Origin of the sequence: Segatella salivae DSM 15606 (genome assembly GCF_000185845.1) — a bacterium.
GTDB lineage: Bacteria > Bacteroidota > Bacteroidia > Bacteroidales > Bacteroidaceae > Prevotella > Prevotella salivae.
This window is the reverse complement of sequence record NZ_GL629647.1, coordinates 3,015,442-3,042,196: the sequence shown is the minus strand read 5'-3', so window position 1 is coordinate 3,042,196 and position 26,755 is coordinate 3,015,442. Positions and strand designations below refer to the sequence as shown.

Here is a 26,755-nt window from a genome sequence, read left to right as displayed (position 1 = left end):
TTAAATTAAAGTTTGGTATCTTTATGATGATGCAAAGATAAAAAAACTTTTTGAAATGATAGACAATCAGAACAAAAAACAACAATCTCGGCGTTCTTTCCGTATTTACAGCCTCTTCAAATGTCTTTATTTTGTTTATCCTAAGGCTTTTTATAGAAAAAGGACTGAAGAAATGATATAATAAGGATGAAAATAGATTTTATTTTGCAACTTTTCTATGCAAAAGATGCTATATTCAAAAAATATATGTAAGTTTGTAAGGAAAACAAATAACTTAAAACAAATGAAAAAAATCCTACTCTTCTGCCTGTCGTTTCTGTTGACACTCACAGCAACTGCCGCTGAAAAAGACTATGGTAAATATTATCTGAACTTACCGAAAGCCATGCCTCAGCCCACAATGCCTACCATTCCCAACAATCAAGTGAGTCTTACTGACTTCGGAGCTGTACCAGATGGCATTACACTTAACACTGAAGCATTTCGCAAAGCCATTAGTAAACTGACAAAACTTGGAGGCGGACATCTGATTGTTCCCGCTGGAATATATCTCACAGGGCCTATCTCTTTGAAAGATAATATAGACATTCATCTTGAAAGAAACGCTCTTATTTTGTTCTCTCCCAACAAGAAAGACTTTCTAAAAGCTACCGACAACGAACCTCAACCCAAAGTAGTTTCGGGCATCACTGCCAGCAAACGCACCAACATCAGCATCACTGGTGAAGGCACTATCGATGGAAACGGCCAATGGTGGCGACCTGTTAAACGTGTAAAAATGAGCGATGTAGAATGGAATCAATATAAGGCTATGGGCGGAACTATCACTCCTAAAGGCGACTTATGGTATCCTTTCAACCTCAAAACGCAAGAAAACATAGCCCCAAATGCCTCTGAACAGGAGAAGATGCGTGCTCATCTCATCCGCATTACAGAATGTAACAATGTGCTCATTCAAGGGGTAACCATTCAAAATTCGCCTCGTTTCCACATCGTACCCCAGCGTTGTAACAACGTAATTGTTGATGGAATAACCGTGCGTTGCCCTTGGAATGCTCAAAATGGCGACGGCATTGACGTAGGCAATTGCAGCAATGTGCTCATCGTTAACAGTACCTTTGACGTTGGAGATGACGCAATTTGCATGAAGAGTGGTGCTGAAAAGGCCGACCAAACGAACCGTTCTTGCGTCAACATTAATATCCAAAACAACACCGTTTACCATGGACATGGCGGCTTTGTTATAGGCAGTGAGGTCATTGGAGGCATGAAAAATATCTATGTAAACAATAACTTTTTCAGTGGAACGGATACGGGATTACGATTCAAAAGCGCTGTTGGAAGGGGCGGAAAGACTGAAGATATCTTCATCAACAACTGCTACATGAACAACATTCTCAATGAAGCTATCACCTTTGAAACTACATATTGGGACAATCATGTGGGGGCAACTCAACCCCAGAAACCGGCAAAAGATGCAGAGTTTGTGCCCAATTTCCAAGACATTCACATAACAAACGTAACCTGCCGAGGTGCAAAAACTGCCATTGCGGCCCATGGAGCACCGGGTATGGTGCACGATATCAGCATCGAAAACTCTACATTCTACTACACCGATAAAGCCACAGACATAGACTCTTCCTGTAAAATTACATTGAAGAATATAAAGTTTGGCGCACCAACTATCGTGCCGCAACAATAAGTAAAAATGGAAATCAAGCCAAAATTACCCTGCCGTTTACTGCGCTAAAACGGTCAATCGCTTGCCATTTACATAGAAATGAACGTCTATTCCCGCAAAAGGCATTCCATAAATCTTATCGGGATTGTCTTGATATTGCGGGCGTGGATCTTCTTCCAACACTTGTCTGAGTTCGTCTATTCGCGCTGCATCCAAGCCCTTTGACAACAAAAAGTCGAGTGCTTCCTGGCTAATGATGACCTCTAAGCGTGTCCATTGATGCTCATCTACAAAGCCACTACGCGCATCGGCATGCGAATCAGCATAAGTAATATAGGGTTTGATGTCATAAATTGGCGTTCCATCCATGAGATCGGCACCCAAAACATGAATCACTGGGCCTCGTTTCGTCTCCCAATCTATCGTCTCTATTCTCACTGAAGAGAGTCCAAGTGCATTGGGACGAAACGGACTTCTACTGGCAAAAACGCCTACTTTCTCATTGCCACCTAAGCGTGGAGGGCGCACCATCAGACGGCTGGCAGCATGCCGATTGGCACTAAATCCCCAAATAAGCCATAGATAATCAAAGGCTTCAAGACCGCGAAGTGCGTGTGCATGACGATACTCGGGCATGAAAACAATCTCCCCTTTCAACGTTGCCACTAAGCCGCTTTGCTTTGGAATGCCAAACTTCGAGCGAAAAGGTGAGTGAAATACGGCGATAGGTTCAATGTTCATAGGCGATGCTTCCTTGTTTTTAATCTACTAAAATGCTATTCGTTTAACCGCAATTCATGGCTTTACACACGATAAAAGATTGAGACGATCATGATAATCAATATCGTTATCCCCCCTGTCCACATAGGGATATAGATGCCTTTCAACTTCTCTACATGCGGATTTCCACTGAATTTTCTAAACAACACATAGCTCACTGAGGCGCCAACCAAGGCAAACAAACCACCAATCAGGATGTCACCAAAGTAGTGAACGCCAAGATACATGCGGCTATAACATGTGAGTAAGGCCCAAAAACAAAAGAAAAAAGCCAATCGCCAACGTCTAAACAAGAAGGTAATAAAGAAGGCTAACCCCCAAGTATTACTGGCATGATTCGATGGAAAGCCATAAGCGCCGCCACGATATCCATCAACAATGTGCACAATCTTAGACACTGGATTGTCTAAATTGCTTGGTCTGAGACGACCAATCCACGGGCGAACTATCTGCGATGTGAAACAATCCGTAAACAGAATGATTAGTCCTATGGCAATAAGAATAGAGAAAACAGCCTTATACGAGTAGTTTTTCAGGAGCACATAAAGCAGAGAAACATACATCGGAAGCCACACCCATTTGTCGCTGATGAGCCACATCACACTGTCAAAATAGGCATTGTGATGACCATTGACCATCAAAAACACAAACGTGTCCATGGCTTTTAGCCAAAGAAGTATATCTGTAAGTTCACCCATCATCGCCGTGCTATGTCATTATATAACTCTTGTAGATAGGCCTTGCCTTGCTTTTCTATCGCCGCCCTGCCCTGCTTTCCATGATAATACACCACCTTCTTGCTCACATTATCATAGATAATCTGTTGCGATTCGGTAGCGAGGCCCCAGAGATCTGGGAAGGTAAAGAAGGCAAAATGGGGCGCACGAGCATCAAGCATGTCTTTACTGAACATGAAACGACTATGCTCAAACCCTAACTGTCCTAACAAAGTAGCCGCTAAATCCTGTTGCGAACCATAACTTTCCACAATGCGTGGCGACTTGATTACACCGCCAACCCAAATCATTGGGATTTGATAACGCGCGATGTTAAACTCACTTATGTCTGCAGGATAACAGCCTAAATGGTCTGGAATGAGGATAACCAGCGAACGATTCCAGCGTCCACTGCGCTTCAACTCATGGATAAAGTGACCCACACAAGCGTCAGTATAGGCGAAAGCATTCAGCACTTTGTCGTGTAAACGATGTGTAGGAACGTCGAAAGGTTCGTGAGAACTACTGGTTTGAATGATGCGCATCATGGGCCCACTTGGCTTTTGTTGCAATTCGTTTTCAACCTTTTCAAACAGCAAATGATCGGGTACTCCCCACTTACTTAGACGCTCTTTCAAAGGGAAATCAACGTCAGAGACATGGTCAGTAATTCCCATTCCCATCAAATATCCACGCAGATTGGTGAAGTCTATGTCGCCCCCGTAGTAATATTTCAACCCATATCCGTGCTTCGAAAGCGTGCCGGCAATGGACGGAAGATGATTGGTCTTGCGCGTTAACTTCATCAAACTCATCGTGGGTTGGGCCGGATAGCCACTCAATATGGAGAGTGTTCCGCGGTCAGTACGGAAACTATTGGCATAGAAATGATTGAAAAACACGCCCTCTTTGGCCAATTTATTCAACTCGGGCGTGGCTTTTGTCTTCATGAGTTCACGCGAAAAGCTCTCTAAAATGACGATATAGACGTCAGGACGCTTGACATTCAGCAGCGCCATTACACTGTCGCTCTTCGTATAAAGCATTGGGCGAACCACCTCAGCTGCCTCTTTTTCGCTCATGAAACGATATTGATGGGCAAAGTCTTCTTGCTTAGAATAGCTCTCCAACAAACTGAACACGGGGTTCACCGCCGCATGATTCAAGCGCATATCCTTACTGAAATAGGCCTCACCGACATTCATTGTCGAGGTCTTTATGCCTCCCCTGATGGGCAGAATCAATAGTCCAAGCAAGGCCAACTGCAACAAACTACTCCCTATTTTGCGCCTGTTTATCTTAGCTTTTGCACACCATTTATTATCCAACCAGCGCTGCAACAGATAGACTCCCACGGCAAGTAACACCGCAACCAACATCCCTGCAGCCACCCACCAAAGGCTAATGCTCGCCAAAGCACTTGTGGGTGAGGAGATGAAATAATATATAGGTGTGGTGTCAAGTGGAAAGCCCCAGTAGCTATAAAGCACGAGGTTGAGCATGAAAGTCACTGAAAACAATAACGAAATCAAGGCTGTATAGCCCCTATTCAGCCACAAAGTGAAACGTCCTTTCGCCCAAATCTCAATCAAAATCAATAGTCCAGTGAACGCCGAAAAATAACCCGCCACAGAGAAATCAAGCGGTAATCCATGCATCATCACCTGCAAAACATCCGACAAACGGCAATGTTTATATAACTCATGATGCACCAACATGAAACAAGGTTTCTGTAGAATGAACAAGAGTGTCCATAGAAAATAAGCAACAATAAATCTTATAGTGTTAATCAGCATTCTTTCTTTTACAATGACGTTCCACAGGTTTGTCGTGCAAAGATACATAAAAGAACAAACAAAACACGTTGTAAATAGTTTTTTTATATAGATTAACATTGACGCTTTTCCTTTTTACTGTAAAGCCGAACAGCCACAACCGAAACGCCGCTCGAATAAGGAAGAAAGCCTCACGTGATGTTTCTTGTTTCTCAATAGGTTGCAAATCGGCTTTTCATTTGCGCCAAATGAGCGCATGACTTGACGCAGATGACCCCGCATTTTGACGCACATCACGCGCTCAGCTGACGCAAATCAGAAACTCAGTTCCAAGCCTTTGTCATTCAACAAATTACAAAGACTTTTCCAATAGTTTTGAGTTGAGCTTGCAACGCCATAAGCGGTTGCACCGAACGCCTATCTAAGACTATCCTATACTGCCTTCCTTCTAAGTTGAAGTAGGCTGGCGAAGTATTCCCGTATCCCTTGTTATCCCTTACAATAACCAGACTATGATGATGGTCCGTGCGTCTTTTCATGCATGAATAGGATGCGTTGCGATTACTTTTTACAGCGAATCCTTATTGAAAAATCAAGCGGAAAGCACGATAAAAAGCGATAACAAGGGAAACGAAGTCTACGCATCATGAAGTTTCAACCAAGTCTTCCATGAGCATACGGTCAATATATGTGATGCCATTATCGGCCAAAAGTTCATAATCTTGCATAAAAGCTTGAGCAATATTCCCACGAGAACACCGCCCCAACCAACTCTTAAAGAGAATCACAGCCTCATTGTTCTTGTTCTGAAACCATTTGCTGTAGCCGGCATTGAGATAGTCTTCGTCTATCATTCCGTCTGTTCCGATGAGGTCATCATAGTAGCGTTCGGCCTGTTGGGGCTTGCATTTCAGCAGCAAAATCCAGGCAATTGTGCGCTTCACGGATAGGTTTTCGGTTTCCAAATCGAGTGGATAGAGCAGCTGAAGTGCCTCGTCATAGCGTTTCATGTGCATCAAAGCAAGCGACTGATACCACAGCAATTGCTTGTCACCTCCCCTGACATAGAGCAGCTGATAGGCACGAAGTGCTTCGTCATCATGGCCAGAACGCAATGCCGAAGCCGCGTAACAACGCAATGTTTTATCGTCAACAAGTGACATATCGAGCATGTTTTCGGGCAACAACGGCTGTTGGGTTGCTTTGTCAAAGCTTAGTTGGCTGACAGTTCCCTGCCCCTCTTCATGCCGCAAAATGGCTACCACCACCATCGAACGGCTGGCTTCATAGGCTTGAGCATCATCGTGTTCATGATTATACAACGCATAACACAGCCGATAATAACGCTGCAATCGCTCGCCGTCGGCATGCAAAAGATGTTGCACCTCGGCTTCAGAGGGCTGATAACGCCGTATCAAACGATGCAACAATTCCCATTCTTTCCGCTTCAAAGCAAAGTTCATCAACGCGACAATCTCCTTGTAAAATACACGCAAAGAGATTGCACTGTGCATGAAAAATTGGGTCGTTAGTGTTGTATCTTGCCCCGTCCAGAACGGATTTCTGAACTCACTTCGGTAAGTGTTTAACTCAAAGAAGCGATATAAATCCTGTAGATATTGCAGACGCTTAAAGCCTAATTGATTGGCATCTACACTCGAAGGGCGCACAAACATGTTGTCAGAACCATTCATCATCTCACGCACATTGGCGGGCAACTGGTCGTAAACCATCTTGAGTGCAAAGCCAAACGAGTATTTATCTGAACTGCAAAAAGGTCCTGCTCCAAGCATTGTGTCGACAAGTTTTGTGTCACCTAACTTATCCAAAGCCTCCTCCATATCGGGATTTTGCTTAGAGAATGGCAAGAACCAATTGCTTACTGACGAGAAGAAAGGAAAGCGTTTCATCTGCGAGAAGCCTCCAAAGTAGATGTCGGCCCCTTGTTTCTGCATCTCCATCATGCGCTGCATACTCTCTTCTGCGCGTTCCATTTCCTGCTCGGCCTTATCGGGATGCAAGATGTCTTCTAACGAATCGTCTTCTTTTTCCTCTACTCCGAAACGATTGAAACGCATCTGTTGCCCCTTCATCAGTGTCGGAATAATGTCTTTTTGCATCTTTTCGTTGTCACGACGAGCATTACTGCAATAGAAGATTTGACACTGCAAGGCATATAAATCGCTTCGCAAAGCAGTGGCATCAGCGTCTTCTATCGTTGTCTTTAACAAAGCAACACTGGCTGGAAAGAATTCAAACGGCTTAGAAGATGCCACTAACGTCCAGCCCACGAAGGCGCGTTGACGCAATTCTTCATCGTTATCGGTGGTGCGCCACACCTCTAACAGCAGTTTGAAACGCAACGGATCAAAGAGATTTATGCCGCTAAGTGTCACGGCAGATACCAATGTTTGGGCATCAAAAGAGTCTATCATTGGACTACAAAGCAACTTTAACATCGCCTCGTAAACCGCCTCATTCCAAAATGGAGAGACTACAATCGCATCGAAAACCGATGAGAGATAGCGCTGATGTTGACGCCGAAGTTCATGCGCTTTGGCCTTTGTTGTGGCCTGAGGTTCAAGAGAAAGCATCGCCAAGTCTTGCACATAGCGTGCAAACTGCTGTAAAACCTCCTCGCCACTGAGCTCAATTTGTCGTGCGCTAAGCTCGGCATAACCATGATAACCGCCTTTAGTGATGGCAAGATGTAGGCGCAAATCAAACACAAGTGCATAGAGTTGATGCAACATTGTGTCGTAGAGTTGAGGGCGCATCGGGTCTTGATAGCCCCTCAACATATAGTCTTTCATCAGTTGATAGCTTGACTTGATTTCATCAAGTCGGGCATCAAACTTCGTGATTCCCTTTGTTTGAAGCAAATGTTCAATCGATTTCACTGCATAAGGCAGGTATTGTTCATCGATGATTTGCGACAATAGCTGATATATTGCTTGTTGTTCGGCTTGCATATTAAAAAGTTATTGGAATGACTTTGCAGCCGAAATATCTTTTGATTTCGGTGCAGTGAGGTGTTGAAAACGTAGTTTTGGCAAAGCCTTAATCGTCTTATCGTCGGCTTTACAGTATTTCTTTATCAGGTCACTATAATGCTGAATGCCCATCTCATTAATCGAATCACACACCGCATTATAGGCTTTTGTGAACGCACGCAACTGCTTTTGGCGATGTTTTCCCGTCACTCCGGCATGTCGCAAGGCTATAACACCGAGCGAAAGTCTAAAGTCTCGGCTGTCGCGTAGCATCGGATTATCCATTATTCGGGCTTTCGTGGCCTGCGGTTCTGTTAGCCAAAGGGCATCAATCTCATTGTTAAGCAGCATATCTAAGCGTATAAACACGTTGTTAATCTGTACGCGATAGACGCGCGCTTGAGTCTTAACAGTGTCTAAAGTGAGATTCGTGAGGTAGTCGGTAGCCGAAAATCGCGTCATGGCAACCATCTTATCACCAAGTTGATTGAGTCGTTTCAGTCGGGCTTTTCGATTGGAAAAGAGTTGCCAATAGGCATTCGTTGCCGTGAGATAATCAAGTTGTAAGCCCCTCTTCTTTAAGCGTTCAGTGCGCACAAGGTCGCTAATCGCACCCTCAACACGCTTATTTTGCAGTGCCGTGTCACAATCCATTTGTGCATTAAAGAACTTCAAACGCAAGTCCAATTGAGCCGTATCATAACATTGATGGTCTTTCATGATGTACAAAGGAAGGCAATCTAATGTTGGCATTACCGCGATTTTCAGTGCCAAAGAGTCTTCACGGAAGAGACGATAACGCTCTGCCCGCGACAGACGTTGTTGCTCATCATAAGATTGACCGCAGGCCGTGACGAGCAAAAGGAAAGCGAAAAGCACGATTTTATAATTCAGAAATCTCATTGTTTCAATGCATTTTTTATCGAGTTCTAAGCCTTGCAAAAGTAACAAATAATTTTGTAACTATAGAATTTATTACTACTTTTGTAGTGTTTTCAATTAAAATCAGACGGAGAAATGGCTAAAGATAAAATCGCTTATGTATGTAGTAACTGCGGACAGGAATCCACTAAATGGATTGGAAAATGTCCAAATTGCGGTCAATGGAATACATTCAAGGAGATACGTATAGCCAATGACACGGGCACAATGGCTGCAAAGACGGCAGCACATGCCGTGAGACACGCACTCACGGGCAAGAACAAGCCCCTTCATTTGCGGGAGATTTCGGCGCAAGATGAGCCTCGTATCGACATGCATGATGCCGAATTGAACCGTGTTCTCGGTGGAGGTTTGGTGCCGGGGAGCATCGTTTTACTCGGTGGAGAGCCTGGAATTGGCAAGAGCACACTAACATTGCAGACGATACTTCACATGGATGATCGCCGTGTGCTCTATGTAAGCGGCGAGGAAAGTACGCATCAAATCAAGATGAGAGCCGAGAGAATTGGAGGCAATAGTGAGGTAATGATACTCTGTGAAACGTCACTCGAAGACATCTTTGACAATATAAAAGAGGTGAAACCCGAACTCGTTGTCATTGATTCTATACAGACTATCTCGACAAGTGACGTCGAAAGTTCACCCGGAAGCATTACACAGGTGCGCGAATGTGCGGCAGCCTTGCTCAGGTTTGCTAAGACAAGTGGCATCCCTGTCATTCTAATTGGTCATATAAATAAGGAGGGAACGCTCGCCGGTCCTAAGCTTTTGGAACACATTGTCGATACCGTCATCCAGTTTGAAGGCGACCAACACTACATGTATCGCATTCTTCGGTCGATTAAAAACCGCTTTGGCAGCACGTCAGAATTAGGTATTTATGAGATGCAACAAAACGGATTGCGCCAAGTTTCCAACCCTTCCGAACTGCTGTTAAGCCAAGATCATGAGGGACTTTCAGGTGTAGCCATCTCGTCAGTCATAGAAGGTGTGCGCCCGTTTTTAGTCGAAACCCAAGCTTTAGTGTCTTCGGCTGCCTATGGAACTCCGCAGCGTTCGGCCACAGGTTTTGACCAACGACGTCTCAATATGTTGCTCGCTGTATTGGAGAAACGCGTGGGATTTAAACTCATGCAGAAGGATGTTTTCATCAATATTGCAGGTGGTTTGCGCGTCACTGATTTGGCAATGGACCTTAGTGTGATTGCCGCCGTGTTGTCAAGTAACGTAGACACAGCCATCGAAGCAGGCTGGTGTATGGCTGGAGAGGTGGGACTGAGTGGCGAGGTGCGCCCTGTTAACCGCATTGAACAACGCATTGCAGAGGCTGAAAAGTTAGGTTTTGAACACATCATCATACCGGCGCACAACCTCAAAGGCTTCGATAAGCGCAAATATAAGATTGAACTTCACCCCGTAAGAAAGGTTGAAGAGGCACTAAGAACATTATTTGGATAATATAAACACACAGAGAAATGAAAGATTCAGTTATCATTGTCAGCGGTGGAATGGACAGCATCACCCTGCTATATGACAAAAAAGACGAGATTGCTCTTGGCATTAGCTTCGACTATGGCAGTAATCACAACGCCAAAGAGATACCATTTGCTGAGATGCATTGCAAGCGATTGGGAATCAAACACATTACAATCAATCTTGATTTCATGCATCAGTATTTCAAGAGTTCACTGCTTCAAGGGGCTGAAGCCATTCCCGAAGGCCACTATGCCGACGAGAACATGAAGTCGACGGTAGTGCCTTTCCGCAATGGTATCATGCTATCGATAGCGATTGGCATTGCAGAAAGCAACCAGCTTAAAAAGGTTTTGATTGCCAATCACGGTGGAGACCACACGATATATCCCGACTGTCGTCCCCAGTTTATTCAGGCAATAGACGCTGCCGCCAATGCAGGCACGTTTGTAAATGTGCGTGTTGAAGCGCCCTATACAAACATTACGAAGGGTGATATTGCACGCATTGGCAAACGACTCGGCCTTGACTATACCGAAACTTGGAGCTGCTATAAAGGCGGAGAAAAGCATTGTGGCAAATGCGGCACATGCATTGAGCGCAAGGAAGCCTTGCAAGAAGCAGGCATCCACGATGCAACGGAGTATGAGGAATAAGCCTCTTGCCAACCAGCTGATGCCAAGCCAGCCATGCCATGACCGCAAGTGGCCTTTCAATGTGCCGCAAATCGCCTCACCTTTTGACGCAAAAGGCGCTGTCATTTCATGCAAATGACGCGCTGTTTTGACGCAAATCACATTTAGAAGAAAGGCAAGCGATGAAAAAACCTGACTAAAACAAAGGAATTTGTAAAGTCTATATAGCAGTTGAGCGGCCTCAACTACGAAAAACTCTTAATTCTTAATGAATGATTTTTTGATATGGTTGGAAAAGTGTATCTTTGTAAAGTAATAGAGAAACAATATTAACTTAAAACATAAAACAAAAATGACAATCGAACAATTCAACTTTGCCGGCAAGAAGGCAATCGTTCGTGTGGACTTCAATGTCCCATTGGATGAGAACGGAAATGTAACAGATGACACCCGCATTCGTGGCGCTCTGCCTACATTAAAGAAGGTATTAGCCGATGGAGGTGCACTCATTATGATGAGTCATATGGGTAAACCTAAGGGCAAAGTAAAGCCAGAACTCTCACTTTCTCAGATTGTAAAGAATGTCTCTAAAGCCTTAAATATTGACGTAAAGTTTGCCAAAGACTGCGCTAATGCAGATGCAGAGGTGGCAGCATTAAAGCCAGGTGAGGCGCTGTTATTAGAGAATTTGCGCTTCTATCCAGAGGAAGAGGGCAAGCCAGTAGGCGTAGAAAAGGGTACTCCTGAATACGAAGAAGCTAAGAAAGACATGAAGGTTCGTCAGAAGGAATTTGCCAAAAAGCTCGCTTCTTACGCTGATTGTTACGTGATGGATGCCTTTGGTACCGCGCATCGTAAACACGCTTCGACGGCTGTTATCGCTGACTTCTTCGACAAAGATCACAAGATGTTAGGCTATCTTATGGAGAAAGAAGTAAAGGCAGTTGACGCAGTTCTCAACAACATTCAACGTCCATTTACAGCTATTATGGGTGGTTCGAAGGTATCAACAAAGATTGGTATCATCGAGAACTTACTCGGAAAGGTTGACAACCTCATTCTTTGTGGTGGCATGACCTATACATTTGCCAAGGCACAGGGTGGCAAAATTGGTAAGAGTATCTGTGAAGATGACAAACTTGATGTTGCATTAGACGTTATCAAGAAAGCCAAAGAAAACCATGTAAACTTGGTACTTGGCACTGATTCTGTTATTGCTGACGACTTCAAGAACGACGCTAACCAGAAGGTTTGCCCATCAAACGACATTCCAGATGGCTGGGAAGGCATGGACGCTGGTCCTGAAACACGCAAAGCTTTCGCTGCAGCAATCAAGGGATCTAAGACAATTCTGTGGAATGGTCCAGCCGGAGTGTTCGAGTTTGACAACTTCTCTGGCGGCTCACGCGCTATTGCTGAGGCCGTTGCTGAAGCCACAAAAGAGGGTGCTTTCTCTCTCATTGGCGGTGGAGACTCCGTTGCTTGCGTCAACAAGTTTGGCTTAGCAGACCAAGTTTCCTATATCTCTACCGGCGGTGGTGCCCTGCTTGAGGCTATCGAAGGCAAGGTTTTACCAGGTGTAGCAGCTATCCAAGGTGAGTAATACAACGCTGAATTTAACATTATTACTGAGCATTCGGGCAACCAAAAAGTTGTTTTGAATGCTTAATAACGAAGTGAAAAGAACATCTTCCGCAGCAATTCATTGTATGGAAAATTGTTCTTTTCATTTCCATTTCAATCACACGCAATGCATAACGAAGCTCAACCTATGGACGAAAGTCATCATGAGCGACCACCTTTAATAAGGAGTCATTGCGCAACACCCGACCTATGGTAATCAAAAGGAATTGAGAATACCAAATTGTTAACAATAAAGCATATATCAAAAAAACATGAAACTAAAAACATTATTAGCTACTGTCTGTCTACTTGGCAGTGCAATCTATCCCTCAACTGTGTCGGCCCAGTTCAAATGGCCCTACAAAATAATGAATGGAAAGGCTGTAACAGGAGTGCCAACACGTGAGGCTGGCCAACAAAGTGCACTCAACTTGGTCACACCTAAGCTGAAAGTAGTGCGCGTTGCCTTTGTAGGTTTGGGCATGAGAGGCCCTGGTGCCGTTGAAAGATGGACCCACATACCTGGCATTCAGATAATGGCTTTGTGCGATTATGAACAAAACCGCGCCGAAAGATGCCAGGATTTCCTTCGCAAAGCAAGTATGCCTGCTGCAACAATCTATTCAGGTGAGGACGGCTATAAAGCGCTTTGCAAACGTAAAGACATTGATCTTGTCTACATAGCTCCCGATTGGAAGCATCACTTTCTCGTTGCCCGTGAAGCCCTGTTGAATGGAAAACACGTGGCCATTGAAGTGCCAGCAGCGATGAATATGGCTGAAATCTGGGAACTTATCAACCTTTCTGAGAAGAAGAGATTACATTGCATGATGTTGGAAAACTGCTGTTATGACTTCTTCGAACTTAACGCTTTGAACATGGCACAGAAAGGAGTCTTCGGCGAAATCCTTTATGCTCAGGGTGCATACCGCCACGATTTGACTCCCTTCTGGAATGCATATTGGAAACAAGGTCCACAAGATAAGCTCGGCTGGAGACTTGATTATAACATGAAACACCGTGGAGACGTCTATGCAACTCACGGCTTAGGCCCTATCGCTCAAGTCTTGGATATCCACAGAGGCGACCGAATGAAGACGCTTATCGCCATGGATACTAAATCGGTTAACGGCAAAATGCACGTTGAACAGATGTCTGGTGAGAAGTGCAATGACTTCAAAAATGGTGACCAAACGACTACACTCATCAGCACAGAGAACGGAAAAGTTATTGAGATTATCCACAATGTGATGACTCCTCAGCCTTATAACAGAATGTATCAACTAACAGGTACCAAAGGCTTTGCTAACAAATATCCTATCGAAGGCTTTGCTTTGTCCTCAAAAGAACTATCAAAAGCCGGTGTAACTCCATCTGCAGATGACCTCTCGGGACACTCATATCTTCCTCAAAAAGATGCTGATGCACTGGTTCAGAAGTATGAAAGTCCGATTGTAGCCAAGTATGAAAAGGAGGCAAAAGAAGTTGGTGGACACGGCGGAATGGACTTCATCATGGATTCACGCTTGGTATATTGTCTGCAAAATGGCTTGCCTTTAGACATTGACGTCTATGACTTGGCTGAGTGGTGTTGCTTAGCTGAGCTTGGTTCTATATCCATGAATAATGGTAATATCCCTGTAGAGGTGCCCGATTTCACCCGTGGTGAGTGGAACAAGATACATGGTTTCCACCATGCTTACGCCAGTGCTGCCGACGAAAAGAAGGCTGCCGACGAGGCTGCTGCCTTCACTTTGAAGCTCAAGGAGCAAGGCAAGAAATACTGGGAAAAGGTAGATAAGGCTGCCAAAAAGAAGTAAAAAGAGGCACAGGTGACTGTGCAAACGCATAATTTCATCGCAAGCAGTGTGCCAATGGTTCATCCATCATTTGGCACACTGCTTTTTGTTTTCCCCAGTTTCAAAGTTGTTTGCAGGATAATTTTTAGTGTAGCGTGGCATGGATAAACGATTTTCTTATCCCCTATCCCACCAATCCACCTTTTGATATGGCTGAAATCATCGCGTGAAATCGCTCATATCGCCGTGTAAAATCACCCAAATGGAGGCTCAAAATGACAAGAATCACAACCTCCTATACAACAATGTTGATTGAGAAGTTTATGGTATTGATTATCAGCGCAATAACGATTGCAAGGCACAAGGGCGTGGGGCGTTCAGAAAAAGGAAATCAAAGCTGCCGCCAGCGCCTCTATTCCACCCAAAGATAGCTACCTTCCAACTGAATCAACTCCTCGTGAACAAGGTATTCCAAGGCTTCATCCAAATGGCGTTCTGGCAGCTGCAAGGTATCGAGGTCAGTGAGATGATGACGCTGATGGTCTGAAAGAAAATCAAGAATGGCCTGCCTGCAAGTCTCAATCTTTTGCTCACTCGCCGACTTTTGGCCCCTATCAAGACACACATCACATCGTCCGCAATCCTCCGAGTCAGTCTCTCCAAAGTATCGAAGCAATTGTCTGCTGCGACAAATCTTGTCATTTTCGGCATAGGCAATAACGGCTTGGATACGTTTTTCAAACTCCTTTTTGCGGTCTTCATACACAGCTTTCCCTATCACCAATTGCTCGCCGTCTACCCTACTGCGTAGAAAATTGATGTAAGGCATCTTGCGCTGTGGAATAAAATGCAGGATATGACGCGCATTAAGGTTCTTTAAGATGAGATAAAGCTGCTGTGGAGTGAGCCCTGTTCTTTGTGCAATGAGCTGCTCATCAATATAGACATAGTCGTTGAAAAGCCCTCCATAAAGGCGCATTAAGGCATCAATGACGAGGTCTTCTCTCTGACTAAGGTTGTCCAACAGATAGAGTTGATTGCGCGATAACAGGAACATGAGTCGCGCACTATTATTGGGATCATTCTCATAAAGAATGTAACCCAGTCGCTCAATGATGCGAAGCGAAGCATCGGTCAGCGTCAGTGAGAGATGATAGGCACTGCAAAACTCCGCAATGTTGAATGAAAACGTGTGCCCACCCCCGCTTCCTACACCAATCTGATAATAGTAAGCGAGCGAATCATAGACCTTACGAATCTCGTCTTTTTCAGGGAAATTATCTCCAATACGCTTATGAAGTTTGCGCGCATCGGCCGAGTTATAGAGCAAAACAGCATAGGCTTTCTTGCCATCTCGCCCCGCACGACCTGCCTCTTGGAAATAAGCTTCGAGCGAATCTGGGCTATCCATGTGGATAACCACCCTCACATCGGGCTTATCAATGCCCATACCGAAGGCATTGGTAGCTACCATTACGCGAGTGTTATCACGCTGCCAGTCTTGCTGTCGGATGTCTTTCGTGAAATGTTCTAAGCCAGCATGATAGAAGGTTGCTTTGATATCATTGTCTTTGAGCAGTTGAGCAATCTCCTTTGTACGCTTTCTACTGCGCACATATACAATGGCACTGCCCTGCACCGCCTGCAAGATGTGGATGAGTTCCGCCTCTTTGTCTGATGCAATTCTAACAACATAACAGAGGTTTTCGCGTTGAAAACTCATGCGAAAGACATTCTTCGCCCTGAAGTTTAAACGTTCCTGGATGTCGTCAACAACGTCAGTTGTCGCCGTAGCGGTAAGCGCAAGGATGGGCACTTCGGGCTTAATCTTGCGCAGTTCTGCAATGTGTAGATAGGAAGGTCGAAAGTCGTAACCCCACTGACTGATGCAATGTGCCTCATCAACCGTGATGAAGCTGACGTGCATGTGGCGGAATTTAGACAGGAAAAGTTCGGAAAAGAGCCGTTCAGGAGACACATAAAGCAACTTCAATCCACCGAAAACAGCGTTCTCAAGCGTCTTGATGATCTCCTGACGCGTCATGCCTGAGTAGATGGCGGCAGCCTTTATGCCCCGTTGAAGCAGATGATCCACCTGGTCTTTCATCAGGGCTATGAGGGGAGTTACAACGATACAAACTCCCTCTTTGGCTAAGGCTGGCACCTGAAACGTGATAGATTTACCTCCGCCCGTAGGCATAAGTCCCAAGGTGTCGCGTCCTTCGCCTATGCTATGGATAATGTCTTTCTGAATGCCTCGAAAGTCATTATACCCCCAGTACTGCTGCAACAGCTGCCGATATTCCATGTGTTGTCACTACTCCTCAGTCGGAAGAGCCGCTTGTGGGTGTTCTTCTTCAGGACGAATATCTTCAATCTGCAACTGCACTTGATTGCGTTTAAACACATTTGCCTCAATAGTGTAGGCAATATCAAAGGCGCGTTTGCTCTTGATATAACGCACAGAACCACTTTGTCCAAAGGCAATGCCATTGACAACCGTGCTTGATTTAGAGTCAACGAGTTCGAGTTTGATGTGTTCTTGCTCGCGTCCCACGACCTTACTCGTACCATAATCATAGACGCCTTGCGTGAAAAAGAGCGGTTTAGTGCATTCAGGTCCGAAGGGAGCAAAGCGTTTTAAGTCGTTGAATAGCTTCTTTGTGATGTCTTTAAAGTCAAGTTTTGCATCGAGATTAATGGTTGCTTCCGTCAGTTCGGGGGCGATATGGTCTTCTACATACTGCTGAAACTTCTTGCGGAACAACGGAATATCATCCCAACGTAGCGTCAAACCAGCCGCATAAGTATGTCCACCGAAGTTCATCAACAAGTCTCGGCAGTGCTTGATAGCCGCGTAAACATCGAATCCCGTAACGCTGCGTGCCGAGCCAGTAGCCAGATCTCCGTCGCGTGTTAGCACCACTGTAGGGCGGAAATAGATTTCCGTTAGTCGCGAAGCAACAATCCCTATGACGCCTTTTTTCCAGTTTTCATCATATAAAACGATGCTGGAGTGATGTTTTTGGCTTTCAAGTTTTGAGACAATCACATTGGCTTCTTCGGTCATCTGCTTATCAATGTCCTTGCGTTGCTCGTTGTATTCATCGATGTGCTTAGCCTTTTTGAGCGCTATATTATAGTCTTTTTCAACCAAAAGGTCAACACTTTCCTTTCCATTCTCCATGCGTCCAGAGGCATTTATGCGTGGACCAATCCTGAAAATGATGTCACTCATCGACAACTCTCGGCCGTTTAGACCGCATATATCGATAATAGCTTTCAAGCCGATACTTGGGTTTTGGTTGAGTTGTTTAAGCCCGTGGAAGGCCAAAATGCGGTTTTCATCGGTGACAGGAACAAGGTCTGCAGCAATCGAAACGGCACAAAAGTCGAGCAAAGGAATAAGCCGTGAGAACGGAATTCCGTTGTTCTTAGCCCATCCTTGCATAAACTTGAAGCCTACTCCACAGCCACAAAGCGACTTGAAAGGATAGCTGTCATCAGGCCGTTTAGGGTTAAGGATGGCAACAGCCGGCGGCATTTCCTCATCCGGGACATGGTGGTCACAGATGATAAAGTCTATACCGAGCGACTTTGCTAAGGCAATTTCCTGAATTGCTTTAATGCCACAATCTAATATAATGATGAGTTTTACACCCGTTTCCTTTGCATAAGCTATTCCCTTTTCACTCACCCCATAGCCCTCATCATAGCGATCGGGGATGTAATAATCAATGTTTGAATAGAACTGTTGCAGAAACTTATACACCAAAGCCACGGCAGTACATCCATCGACATCATAGTCTCCATAGACCAAAATACGTTCCTTTCGGCCCATAGCATCATTGAGTCGATCCACCGCGACATCCATATCTTTCATCAAGAACGGATTAATCAGGTCGGCTAATTGCGGTCGGAAGAATCGTTTTGCAGCCGATTCTGTCGTTATTCCGCGCCTTATCAGCAGCTGTGCAAGTATGGGATGAATGCCCAACTTGCCCGAAAGCTCATCTGATGCCTGCTTTTCTTGTGGTGTTGGTGGTTCGTAATTCCATTTAAAATGCATTTATATCGTTTTTATTTTCTTCTGAATGAGGGTATACCAAGAGGCATACCAGCGGATTTTTCATGTTTCATTACACCAATCCGTGCCCAAAGATACGAAATAAAAACAATAAAAAAGCACAACCGGAAGTTTTTTTTCCAATTGTGCTTTCTAATTCTTTATGATTCAAAGCTTAGATACCGAGCTTCTTACGAATGTCTTTTGGCACTGCATTTTTATTGACAATAAAATCCATTGTGTTATTAGCGATGTAGTTCTTTGTCATATACCAGATGCCTTTATAATCTCCTGTTTCGCCCCAAGAGTTCTTCACCATGTAGTATTCTTTGCCATTTTGGTCCTTAGCAATACCATAAATCAGCATACCATGGTCGTCAGTTAGCTCCCAGTTATCAAAGCGCTCTTGACGCAGTTTCTGTGTAGGTGTAACCTCAGGAACCTTGCATCCTAATGAGTCGAGCACGTTTTTCTTTTCTGTTTTCGTGAGTTTCAGCCAGTGTGCCATATCACTTCCGCTCAGGCTTTGTGCCTTTTTAGCGTCAATAGAGTATGCCAAGCCATCACGAGTAAAGCCTGGTTCCGAAACATCTCCACCCCAAGCAACGGTGTAACCATTCATTACGGCATTGTCAATGATGCGCATCATGTCGTCAAGAGGTAGGTTCCATGACAATGGGTTGCGCCAATTGTCTTGCACCTCAACAGCAAAAGCGGTCCAGAATGGGTGGTGTGTGTAGCTTGTGAAGCTTTCATAATCGTCTGGATTGATTTCCAAGCTCTGTGCAAATGACATCGGTGTGTAGCTCTTTCCCTGATAAGTGAACTTCTCTGGGCATTTACCGAGGTAGGCATCGATGATTCCATGCAACGCAACCTTCCACTGAGAAGAGAGTTTATCAGTCTTAGATTTAGCTACAGACAACACATAAGGAGTCATCACATCAAAGAATTCGTTGAAGTTATTGAGTGAATCTCCATAGAGCGTACCAGGCAATGGCATAGCGTCTTCAGGGCAAATGCCATAGTGTTTCAAACAATAGATGGGGTCGTATGCACTACCTCCCTGTGCAAACTGGCAGTCGCCATGCATGCGAACCACTTGTACTGCACGGTCGAAATAAGTCTTATTGGCTACAAAAGCCTCACATAAGTCATACGTTTTTCCCGTTTTTTTCAGAATCTCGGCCTCCAAAAAGCTCAGTGTTGAATAGTCCCAACATGTGCCACTACGGCTTTGGTTCTTAATGCTTGTAATCTTGTTTTCCTTGATAACAGTGAAAACAGGTTTGTTCGCATTACTCTTTTCTGCTTTCTTCTCTTCTGCATTAACGTTCAATGCCACCACGGCAAGGAGCGCCATCACTAATAATTTTCTCATTTAATCCAGTTGAAATGTTGTTATTATGAATTTTCTCTCACGTTGTTTTTTAATTTTTCTCATGCTGTTTTGAATCACTTCATCCGCCGATTTGATTCATTTCTCGCGCCGTTTTGAATCACTTCATGCGCTGTTTTGAATCGCTTCACGCGCTTAATTGTCGGCCATAAACTCCTCAACATCCTTGGGATGATAAGGAATGCGGTCTTTTCCAATAAAGCGGCAGCCGTCTTTCGTGATCAACACGTCGTCTTCTATACGGATGCCTCCAAAGTCTTTATAAGCTTCGAGCTTATCAAAGTTGAGGAATTCTGCACAATGTTTCTTTGCCTTCCAATCGTCGATGAGGGCTGGAATGAAGTAGATTCCCGGCTCGTCTGTAACGACAAAGCCTTCTTCCAAACGTCTACCCATGCGCAGATTATTGGTTCCAAACTGCTCAAGATTAGGCCTTGTTTCTTCATCAAAGCCTACATTGACTTGGTCAAAGCTTTCCATATCGTGCACATCCATACCCATCATGTGGCCCAATCCGTGGGGCATGAACAGCGCATGTGCACCAGCACGCACGGCCTCTTCGGTGTCGCCTTTGGTCAAGCCGAGTTCTTTCAGGCGGTCAAACATCAGGCGGCATACGTTGAAATGCACGTCGGCATACTTCACACCAGGCTTAGCCACGTCTAAAGTATGGTCATGGCAGGCCTCAACAATGCTGTAGATATCCAACTGACGCTGTGTAAACTTGCCGTCAACAGGCATTGTTCGTGTGTTGTCGCTACAATAGTTGTTGATGGTTTCTGCGCCTGCATCGCACAAAACGAGGCGTCCGGCTTCGAGTTCTTTCATTGATGGTGCCCCATGAAGTATCTCTCCATGCTGCGTATAAATGGTTGGAAAACTAACCATTGCGCCATAAGAGTGGGCAATACCATCCACTTGTCCGCTTACAAACTTCTCGGTTACCCCAGGTTTTGTTAGTCGCATGGCCGTGGTATGCATCTTATATCCTATGACAGCTGCACGTTCTAACTCCTCAATTTCTTGCGGTTCTTTCACCGAACGCATCTTAACCACTGCCTTGATTAGCGTCATACTGGCAGCCTCTTTCTGCTGAATCGGATGCACACCCAATAGGTCAAAGATTTGAATCTTTATGTCATGACGATATGGAGGCAGGAAATGTATCTTGCGATGTTTGCTTAATGCCTCGTTGCATACGGTCTTCAATGCCCGCATCGGCAAGGTTTCTGAAGCACCACAACGCTGTCTCATCTCTTCCATGCTATCCACAGAACCATACCAAACGATGTCTTCGATGTCGATATCATTGCCTATCAAGAGGTCTTTATCATTGTCGATGTCGATTACTCCAACAAGTCCATCGCGCTGAAGTCCATAATAATAAAGGAAAGAAGAGTCCTGACGGAAAGGAAAATACCCATTGTTTGGGAAGTTAGCCGGTGACTCATTGTTTCCAAATAGAATGATGATGCCTTCCTTAACAAGCTTTTTCAGCTCGTCGCGGCGTCTTTTATATGTGGCTGTATCAAACATATCTTTTATTATTTAATTTGCCTACAAAGTTACACAATTTTGAGATTAAAATGCTATCTTTGCAAGAAAATTAAGCGAAATAGTGAAAATTTATCAGTAAATCATGAAGATTAACGGCAAAACAGGACTTGTTCTCGAGGGCGGCGGCATGCGAGGAGTGTTCACAAGTGGTGTGCTCGACGCATTCATGAAACACAATCTATACTTCAAATACATTGTGGCGGTTTCGGCAGGAGCTTGTAACGGCATGAGTTATGTGAGCCGTCAACCCCGCCGTGCGCGTGTTTCGAACATTGATTATCTGGCCCGTTACCGTTACATTGGACTGCGTCACCTCGTCACTCAGGGTTGCATCTTCGACCAAGAGTTGCTCTACGACAAGTTTCCCAATGAGCTTTTACCATTTGATTTCGATGAATATTTCAAACATTCTCAAAGTTTTGAAATGGTCACAACAAATTGTTTGACCGGTCAAGCGATGTATCTCAGCGAGGCACACGACCGCCAACGTTCGCTCGATATTGTCAAGGCATCGAGCAGTTTGCCTTTCGTGAGTAAGATTGTCAACGTTGATGGGCTTCCCATGCTCGATGGAGGCATCGTCGATAGCATCCCTATTCACCGAGCAATTGAAACCGGACACGAGCACAATGTGGTTATCCTGACGCGCAACAAGGGCTGGCGCGACACTGGAAAAGACCGCAAAGTTCCGGCTTTTATCTATAAAAACTATCCACGATTGCGCGTGGCTTTGAGCCATCGTCTTAAGGTTTATAATGCTCAAATGGATCTCATCGACCGCTTGGAAGCCGAAGGTCGCATCACGTGTATTCGCCCGTTGCGCCCTATGGAGGTGGGAAGAATCGAAAATGATGTGATGAAACTTGAGCGCCTCTATGAGGAAGGATTCGCACTCGGAGAGCAGTTTATACAGGAAAATTTATAGCGTCAGCAGGCCTTTTCCTTTATCTTTATTCGCATCTTTCGCTATTTCATGATGCACCAAGCGTTTTCCCATACTGCGACAGGCGGTTTTTCATGATGCACTAAGCGTTTTTTCATGAGTCTGCCGGCTTGTTTTTAAGTCATTCTTGGCATTTTTTCATGATGCACCAGGCGTTTCGCCATACTTTTTTCACGCCGAATGAACCTACGAATCAGGCGCAAACTTCACCGCGAAAGCTAAGCTTTCACGCACTGACGGAGGCCATTTCATCTCCCCTTTTGATAGCTTTTAGCGCATGAAATGACCGCCTTAGCATGAGGCTTAGGCGTTGTCTACGATTTCTTTACCAAACGGAGCCAAAGCCAAGCCCATCAAGCGGAAATGCATCTTGCCCCAAGGAATCCCCACGATTGTGATGCACAGCAACAGGCCGAAGCCGAGATGAGTCAGTGCAATCCAAAAACCACCGACGAAAAACCACAGCATATTCATAATCATGCTAAGACAACCGCTGTCCTGAGGCTTGCTGACCACGTGTGAACCAAAGGGCCACAGGGCAAGAATACCAAGTTTCAGGGTGGCAAAACCAAACGGAATGCCGATGATTGTGACCATCATCAGCAACGAAGACACAAAATATTCGACGGCAATTCCAAATCCGCCAAAGACCAACCAAATGATATTTCCAAGAAGTTTCATGTTGTAATGTTTCGTGTTATGTCGGACAAAGATATTAAAAAAAGGCTGAACGACAAAACAAAACAGAAGGGGTTTGTGCCTCATTCCTGCACACAGGGAATGAAAAACAGGCTTTTTCTTCGCATATAAACACGCCTTTTGGGTTATCCTAACCTATTTTTCATTCCCCACCACATAGGTCAACACATAGTCATCGGTTACGTTTATTTCCACCTGATGACGTGTGTTTACCTTCAAATTCTCAATGAAACAATGCGTCATCGCACTGTTATCGAGCGTTACCCTCATATCAAAATACTGAAGATTTTGAGCGGAATAGTATTTATAAAGCGTTTCTTTGGCACACCAATTCACCAATTGTGCCGTGACCTCTGCCTGCATTTCGTCGTCGCGCATAAAGCGATGGGCTATGCGACTGACGCGATTGCTGCGATATTCTATGTCAACGGCCACCTCAGAATGAGGCGAAACCATGATGGCAGCGTAGCCTTTGGTGTGACTGATGCTGATGTTCCATCCTTGAACAAAGGGCTTTCCATCGGCATTATGCGTGATGATTGGACAATCGTTGACCATGTTCCACAGCAGCGAATAGACCGCAAGTTTCTCTAAACGCCGTGCCAGGCTCTTGTATGCAGCAATCTCTTGCTGAAAGATGGTGTGCATTTCGGCCTGCGAAGTAAGAAAAACATCAACGTCTTCTTCTATCTTCCACACGCCCAATCGCACGTCTTTGTCCAGACTTTTCACGAAAAGCAATGGCATGGTTTAGTTTTTTTGGTGAATCGTAACCTTCACTTTTGCGATTCTACGCTCTTCAATCGCGAGGATTTCGAACGTGAAATTCTCATATTCTATCTTCTCATGAGCGCTTGGGAAGTCGCCTTTCAACTCTAAAAGTAAGCCAGCAAGCGAGTCAGCATCGCCCTCAACCTCATCAAATTCGTCGTCATCAAGATTCAGAATCCTACAGAAATCAGCCAGCAAAACCTTGCCTTTGAAGATATATGTATTATAGTTTAGTTTCGTATAGAACTTCTCTTCTTCGTCAAATTCGTCGTTGATTTCGCCGACAATCTCCTCCAAAATATCCTCTAAAGTGACCAAACCGCTCGTGCCACCATATTCATCTACGACGATGGCGATATGCACTTTATTCTCTTGGAACTCGCGAAGCAGGTCGTCAATCTTTTTCGTTTCGGGCACGAAATAAGGCGGCCGGATGAGACTTTGCCAGCGGAAGGCGTCGGTTTTTGACAAATGAGGCAGCAAGTCTTTAATGTAAAGTACGCCTCGAATATTGTCGCTGTTGTCCTGATAGACAGGGATGCGGCTGTAATTATTCTCAACAATACACTTCAAGACATCCGAAAAGCTGCTTCGAATGTCAAGATTCACAATGTCTTGTCTTGAGGTCATGACCTCTTTGGCCGTCTCGTCGCCAAAGCGAATGATGCCTTGCAGCATGCTTTGTTCGTCTTTTATATCGTCTTTGTCGGTGAGTTCAAGCGCCTGTTCAAGGTCATCCACACTGAGTTGGCGGTTCTTTTGCTGCATAATCTTTTCGGCATAGACGCCACTTTTGATGAGAATCGTCTCTAAAGGCCAAAAGAGTTTGCGAATGAAGAGCACGCCTCCAACGGCAAAACGGCAGAATTTCAGTGCGTTCTGTCGGCTGTAAACCTTGGGCATTATCTCGCCAAAGAGCAGCAACAGAAACGTTAACAGCACTGTCAACACAATGAATTCAAGCCACTGCGCCTTAGGTCCGAAGTGCACAATTGAGTTGAAAATCAGATTACAAAGCATGATAATCGTCACATTGACGAAGTTGTTTGTAATCAGAATAGCAGCAAGTGTGCGCTCACTATCCTCGCAAAGGATGTCGATGTTGCGGTCTTTCACATTGTGTTCGGGTGAAAGTTCTGAAATATCGGATGGCGAAAGACTGAAGAAAGCGATTTCAGAACCACTGGCAAATCCCGAGGCTAACAATAAAACTACTGTCAGCAGCATACAGAAAACGACTCCAATCGAAGGTGATTGGAACGTCACATCTGCAAAAGATTCAATAAAAGTGGTAATATCCAAAAGTTGTTTTTTTAACTACTAAAATGGTAAACCTCCGTCATCGGGCGTGTTTTCAGCCTCCCGTTGGTTGGTTTGTTGCGTTTGATCGGCTGCAGTTGATTGTCCTGCAGACGTTTCATTAGCGACCGGTCTGGGGGTAAGCAGCTCCATATTCTCGGCAAGAATCTCCGTAACAAAGCGTCGCTGACCTTTCTGATCGTCATAACTGCGGTAACGGATTCGGCCTTCTATATAGAGTTTATCCCCTTTATGCACATACTTTTCAACGATTTTTGCCAAGCCACGCCACGCCATAACAGTGTGCCAATCGGTGTGATCGGGCACCTTAGTACCATTTTGTAGCGTGTAGCCTCGCTCTGTTGTGGCCAATGAAAACGTAGCCACCGCCTGGTCTTGGTCGTAATAACGCACGTCGGGTTCTTTTCCAACGTTTCCAATGAGCATCACTTTATTCATCGTTGTCTATGAGTTTAAGGGTTGAAATGACGGAAATCATGCGGCAAAAGCCTACTTCCACATGCCAAGATACTTGAAATGAAAGTTCTTTCCTTTGGCAGAAGGGAATTGCGAACGACTGTCTACACGGCTGCGCAGATAGTCAACAATGCGAGCATAACAATCTTGTCCTGAGTTAGCTTTGCACTGAGCAACGAAGTGAGTGTCGCGATATTCGTGCTTGCCTGTGGTAGGAACCATGACAACACGCTTGAAATCGAGTGTACCTTCATACCATCCCGGCTGCATTTCAGTGAGTCGTGTCATGGCCGATGCAGCCAATTCATGCTTATCAATGACAGGAGCAACGGGGCGAACAGCCTTCTTCTCTTTGAAATCAGCCATCGTAGCAGCCATTGTTTTAATAATGATGAAGTAGACACGTTGACGCACTTTATAACGTTTCGGATAGCAAACATCACTGGCAACATAGTCGCGTATGTCTGCCTCTAAATCCGGATTCATTCCTATTTCGGGTATAGAGCTTAAAAAATCAAGCGCCTCTTCCACATTTGGAACAAGCGTTTCGCGATCAAAATATCTTAAATATAAATTCATTGATGTGTATGTTTCCCTTAGAAAAAGAGCGGAAAACGGGACTCGAACCCGCGACCCCGACCTTGGCAAGGTCGTGCTCTACCAACTGAGCTATTTCCGCAGAGAAATAAAAAAGCCTTATTTACGTGTGAAGAGGAGGAGACTCGAACTCCCACGTCACAATTGACACTACCCCCTCAAAGTAGCGCGTCTACCAATTCCGCCACCTCTCCGACATGTAAATGCATTCTGAATAATGTGCCCAGAACAGGACTCGAACCTGCACGTCGTGAAACACACGCACCTGAAACGTGCGCGTCTACCAATTCCGCCACCTGGGCAGGCATCGAAGAAACATTCTTCTTAATGTTTTATTCAGAATGTATGAGCGGAAAACGGGACTCGAACCCGCGACCCCGACCTTGGCAAGGTCGTGCTCTACCAACTGAGCTATTTCCGCAATTATCCTTTGCAGGAGCATTTCTCTAAATGCGGTGCAAAGGTAAGACTTTTTTTTTAATCAGCAAACTTTTACTGCGTTTTTTTGAAGAAAATATCACAAATAGACC

At 44.8% G+C, this 26,755-nt stretch carries 20 protein-coding genes and 4 tRNA genes; 6 read left to right on the top strand and 18 right to left on the bottom strand.

The window, feature by feature from the left end; genetic code table 11:
* The first annotated feature begins 283 nt into the window (after window positions 1–283).
* Window positions 284–1,702: a glycoside hydrolase family 28 protein gene (locus HMPREF9420_RS11845; RefSeq protein ID WP_044079268.1), complete on the top strand. Its 1,419-nt coding sequence runs from the start codon at window positions 284–286 to the stop codon at window positions 1,700–1,702.
* A 36-nt stretch (window positions 1,703–1,738) separates the two neighbouring features.
* On the opposite strand, the gene tsaA is transcribed toward HMPREF9420_RS11845, so the two are convergent.
* The 5 genes from tsaA to HMPREF9420_RS11820 form a co-directional block, all read right to left on the bottom strand.
* Complete coding sequence (gene tsaA, locus HMPREF9420_RS11840) at window positions 1,739–2,422, bottom strand: tRNA (N6-threonylcarbamoyladenosine(37)-N6)-methyltransferase TrmO (protein WP_007135952.1); 684 nt, start codon at window positions 2,420–2,422, stop codon at window positions 1,739–1,741.
* A 62-nt stretch (window positions 2,423–2,484) separates the two neighbouring features.
* Complete coding sequence (locus HMPREF9420_RS11835) at window positions 2,485–3,162, bottom strand: phosphatase PAP2 family protein (RefSeq protein WP_007135951.1); 678 nt, start codon at window positions 3,160–3,162, stop codon at window positions 2,485–2,487.
* On the bottom strand, window positions 3,159–4,973 hold the full coding sequence (locus HMPREF9420_RS11830; protein WP_081457516.1) for an LTA synthase family protein: 1,815 nt from the start codon (window positions 4,971–4,973) through the stop codon (window positions 3,159–3,161). The genes HMPREF9420_RS11835 and HMPREF9420_RS11830 overlap by 4 nt, the downstream gene beginning before the upstream one ends.
* A gap of 623 nt (window positions 4,974–5,596) precedes the next feature.
* Window positions 5,597–7,924, bottom strand: a complete 2,328-nt coding sequence (locus HMPREF9420_RS11825) for a tetratricopeptide repeat protein (protein WP_007135949.1) — start codon at window positions 7,922–7,924, stop codon at window positions 5,597–5,599.
* Window positions 7,925–7,933: 9 nt separating this feature from the next.
* Window positions 7,934–8,848, bottom strand: a complete 915-nt coding sequence (locus HMPREF9420_RS11820; RefSeq protein ID WP_007135948.1) for an ABC transporter substrate-binding protein — start codon at window positions 8,846–8,848, stop codon at window positions 7,934–7,936.
* 114 nt (window positions 8,849–8,962) lie between these two features.
* On the opposite strand from HMPREF9420_RS11820, the gene radA reads away from it, so the two are divergent.
* The 4 genes from radA (at window position 8,963) to HMPREF9420_RS11800 (ending at window position 14,438) form a co-directional block, all read left to right on the top strand.
* Window positions 8,963–10,345: a DNA repair protein RadA gene (gene radA, locus HMPREF9420_RS11815; protein ID WP_007135947.1), complete on the top strand. Its 1,383-nt coding sequence runs from the start codon at window positions 8,963–8,965 to the stop codon at window positions 10,343–10,345.
* Window positions 10,346–10,362: 17 nt separating this feature from the next.
* Complete coding sequence (gene queC / locus HMPREF9420_RS11810) at window positions 10,363–11,016, top strand: 7-cyano-7-deazaguanine synthase QueC (RefSeq protein WP_007135946.1); 654 nt, start codon at window positions 10,363–10,365, stop codon at window positions 11,014–11,016.
* Between the two features lie 331 nt (window positions 11,017–11,347).
* Entirely contained in the window at window positions 11,348–12,598 is a 1,251-nt protein-coding gene (locus tag HMPREF9420_RS11805; RefSeq protein ID WP_007135945.1) for a phosphoglycerate kinase, read from the top strand.
* A gap of 292 nt (window positions 12,599–12,890) precedes the next feature.
* Window positions 12,891–14,438: a Gfo/Idh/MocA family protein gene (locus tag HMPREF9420_RS11800; RefSeq protein ID WP_007135944.1), complete on the top strand. Its 1,548-nt coding sequence runs from the start codon at window positions 12,891–12,893 to the stop codon at window positions 14,436–14,438.
* Window positions 14,439–14,829: 391 nt separating this feature from the next.
* Here the strand turns inward: HMPREF9420_RS11800 and HMPREF9420_RS11795 are convergent, their stop codons facing one another.
* The 4 genes from HMPREF9420_RS11795 to HMPREF9420_RS11780 all read right to left on the bottom strand — a co-directional run bounded on the left by HMPREF9420_RS11795 (window position 14,830) and on the right by HMPREF9420_RS11780 (window position 21,418).
* Entirely contained in the window at window positions 14,830–16,725 is a 1,896-nt protein-coding gene (locus HMPREF9420_RS11795; protein ID WP_007135942.1) for a RecQ family ATP-dependent DNA helicase, read from the bottom strand.
* Between the two features lie 9 nt (window positions 16,726–16,734).
* Window positions 16,735–18,486, bottom strand: coding sequence for a single-stranded-DNA-specific exonuclease RecJ (gene recJ, locus HMPREF9420_RS11790; protein WP_007135941.1), 1,752 nt, complete (start codon window positions 18,484–18,486; stop codon window positions 16,735–16,737).
* Between the two features lie 172 nt (window positions 18,487–18,658).
* Window positions 18,659–19,864 (bottom strand): C1 family peptidase, encoded by a 1,206-nt coding sequence (locus tag HMPREF9420_RS11785; protein ID WP_007135940.1) that lies wholly within the window; start codon window positions 19,862–19,864, stop codon window positions 18,659–18,661.
* Window positions 19,865–20,017: 153 nt separating this feature from the next.
* Window positions 20,018–21,418, bottom strand: coding sequence for an aminopeptidase P family protein (locus HMPREF9420_RS11780; protein ID WP_007135939.1), 1,401 nt, complete (start codon window positions 21,416–21,418; stop codon window positions 20,018–20,020).
* Window positions 21,419–21,521: 103 nt separating this feature from the next.
* Here HMPREF9420_RS11780 and HMPREF9420_RS11775 point away from each other — a divergent pair, with 103 nt between their 5' ends.
* A complete protein-coding gene (locus HMPREF9420_RS11775; protein ID WP_007135938.1) occupies window positions 21,522–22,364 on the top strand; it encodes a patatin-like phospholipase family protein in 843 nt (280 codons plus the stop codon).
* Between the two features lie 321 nt (window positions 22,365–22,685).
* Here the strand turns inward: HMPREF9420_RS11775 and HMPREF9420_RS11770 are convergent, their stop codons facing one another.
* The 9 genes from HMPREF9420_RS11770 to HMPREF9420_RS11730 form a co-directional block, all read right to left on the bottom strand.
* The gene (locus tag HMPREF9420_RS11770; protein WP_044078962.1) at window positions 22,686–23,063 is read right to left on the bottom strand and encodes a YccF domain-containing protein; all 378 of its coding nucleotides are present in this window, start codon (window positions 23,061–23,063) and stop codon (window positions 22,686–22,688) included.
* Window positions 23,064–23,216: 153 nt separating this feature from the next.
* Window positions 23,217–23,828, bottom strand: coding sequence for a 4'-phosphopantetheinyl transferase family protein (locus tag HMPREF9420_RS11765; protein WP_007135936.1), 612 nt, complete (start codon window positions 23,826–23,828; stop codon window positions 23,217–23,219).
* Between the two features lie 3 nt (window positions 23,829–23,831).
* On the bottom strand, window positions 23,832–25,154 hold the full coding sequence (gldE, locus tag HMPREF9420_RS11760; protein ID WP_007135935.1) for a gliding motility-associated protein GldE: 1,323 nt from the start codon (window positions 25,152–25,154) through the stop codon (window positions 23,832–23,834).
* Window positions 25,155–25,172: 18 nt separating this feature from the next.
* On the bottom strand, window positions 25,173–25,610 hold the full coding sequence (locus HMPREF9420_RS11755) for a single-stranded DNA-binding protein (RefSeq protein WP_007135934.1): 438 nt from the start codon (window positions 25,608–25,610) through the stop codon (window positions 25,173–25,175).
* Between the two features lie 51 nt (window positions 25,611–25,661).
* A complete protein-coding gene (locus HMPREF9420_RS11750) occupies window positions 25,662–26,207 on the bottom strand; it encodes a hypothetical protein (protein ID WP_007135933.1) in 546 nt (181 codons plus the stop codon).
* Between the two features lie 27 nt (window positions 26,208–26,234).
* Window positions 26,235–26,307 (bottom strand) — tRNA-Gly (locus HMPREF9420_RS11745).
* A gap of 28 nt (window positions 26,308–26,335) precedes the next feature.
* A tRNA-Leu gene (locus tag HMPREF9420_RS11740) sits at window positions 26,336–26,419 on the bottom strand.
* 26 nt (window positions 26,420–26,445) lie between these two features.
* Window positions 26,446–26,527, bottom strand: a tRNA-Leu gene (locus HMPREF9420_RS11735).
* Between the two features lie 46 nt (window positions 26,528–26,573).
* Window positions 26,574–26,646, bottom strand: a tRNA-Gly gene (locus HMPREF9420_RS11730).
* Between the last annotated feature and the right edge of the window lie 109 nt (window positions 26,647–26,755).

Excerpts from the sequence above, each read along its gene's own strand:
- queC (WP_007135946.1), top strand. The coding sequence starts at position 10,363 with ATGAAAGATTCAGTTATCATTGTCAGCGGTGGAATGGACAGCATCACC.
- HMPREF9420_RS11845 (WP_044079268.1), top strand. The coding sequence starts at position 284 with ATGAAAAAAATCCTACTCTTCTGCCTGTCGTTTCTGTTGACACTCACA.
- HMPREF9420_RS11780 (WP_007135939.1), bottom strand. The coding sequence starts at position 21,418 with ATGTTTGATACAGCCACATATAAAAGACGCCGCGACGAGCTGAAAAAG.
- HMPREF9420_RS11800 (WP_007135944.1), top strand. The coding sequence starts at position 12,891 with ATGAAACTAAAAACATTATTAGCTACTGTCTGTCTACTTGGCAGTGCA.
- HMPREF9420_RS11750 (WP_007135933.1), bottom strand. The coding sequence starts at position 26,207 with ATGAATTTATATTTAAGATATTTTGATCGCGAAACGCTTGTTCCAAAT.
- HMPREF9420_RS11820 (WP_007135948.1), bottom strand. The coding sequence starts at position 8,848 with ATGAGATTTCTGAATTATAAAATCGTGCTTTTCGCTTTCCTTTTGCTC.
- radA (WP_007135947.1), top strand. The coding sequence starts at position 8,963 with ATGGCTAAAGATAAAATCGCTTATGTATGTAGTAACTGCGGACAGGAA.
- HMPREF9420_RS11835 (WP_007135951.1), bottom strand. The coding sequence starts at position 3,162 with ATGATGGGTGAACTTACAGATATACTTCTTTGGCTAAAAGCCATGGAC.
- HMPREF9420_RS11765 (WP_007135936.1), bottom strand. The coding sequence starts at position 23,828 with ATGCCATTGCTTTTCGTGAAAAGTCTGGACAAAGACGTGCGATTGGGC.
- HMPREF9420_RS11805 (WP_007135945.1), top strand. The coding sequence starts at position 11,348 with ATGACAATCGAACAATTCAACTTTGCCGGCAAGAAGGCAATCGTTCGT.
- HMPREF9420_RS11770 (WP_044078962.1), bottom strand. The coding sequence starts at position 23,063 with ATGAAACTTCTTGGAAATATCATTTGGTTGGTCTTTGGCGGATTTGGA.
- tsaA (WP_007135952.1), bottom strand. The coding sequence starts at position 2,422 with ATGAACATTGAACCTATCGCCGTATTTCACTCACCTTTTCGCTCGAAG.
- HMPREF9420_RS11755 (WP_007135934.1), bottom strand. The coding sequence starts at position 25,610 with ATGAATAAAGTGATGCTCATTGGAAACGTTGGAAAAGAACCCGACGTG.
- recJ (WP_007135941.1), bottom strand. The coding sequence starts at position 18,486 with ATGCATTTTAAATGGAATTACGAACCACCAACACCACAAGAAAAGCAG.
- HMPREF9420_RS11825 (WP_007135949.1), bottom strand. The coding sequence starts at position 7,924 with ATGCAAGCCGAACAACAAGCAATATATCAGCTATTGTCGCAAATCATC.
- HMPREF9420_RS11830 (WP_081457516.1), bottom strand. The coding sequence starts at position 4,973 with ATGCTGATTAACACTATAAGATTTATTGTTGCTTATTTTCTATGGACA.
- HMPREF9420_RS11795 (WP_007135942.1), bottom strand. The coding sequence starts at position 16,725 with ATGGAATATCGGCAGCTGTTGCAGCAGTACTGGGGGTATAATGACTTT.
- HMPREF9420_RS11785 (WP_007135940.1), bottom strand. The coding sequence starts at position 19,864 with ATGAGAAAATTATTAGTGATGGCGCTCCTTGCCGTGGTGGCATTGAAC.
- HMPREF9420_RS11775 (WP_007135938.1), top strand. The coding sequence starts at position 21,522 with ATGAAGATTAACGGCAAAACAGGACTTGTTCTCGAGGGCGGCGGCATG.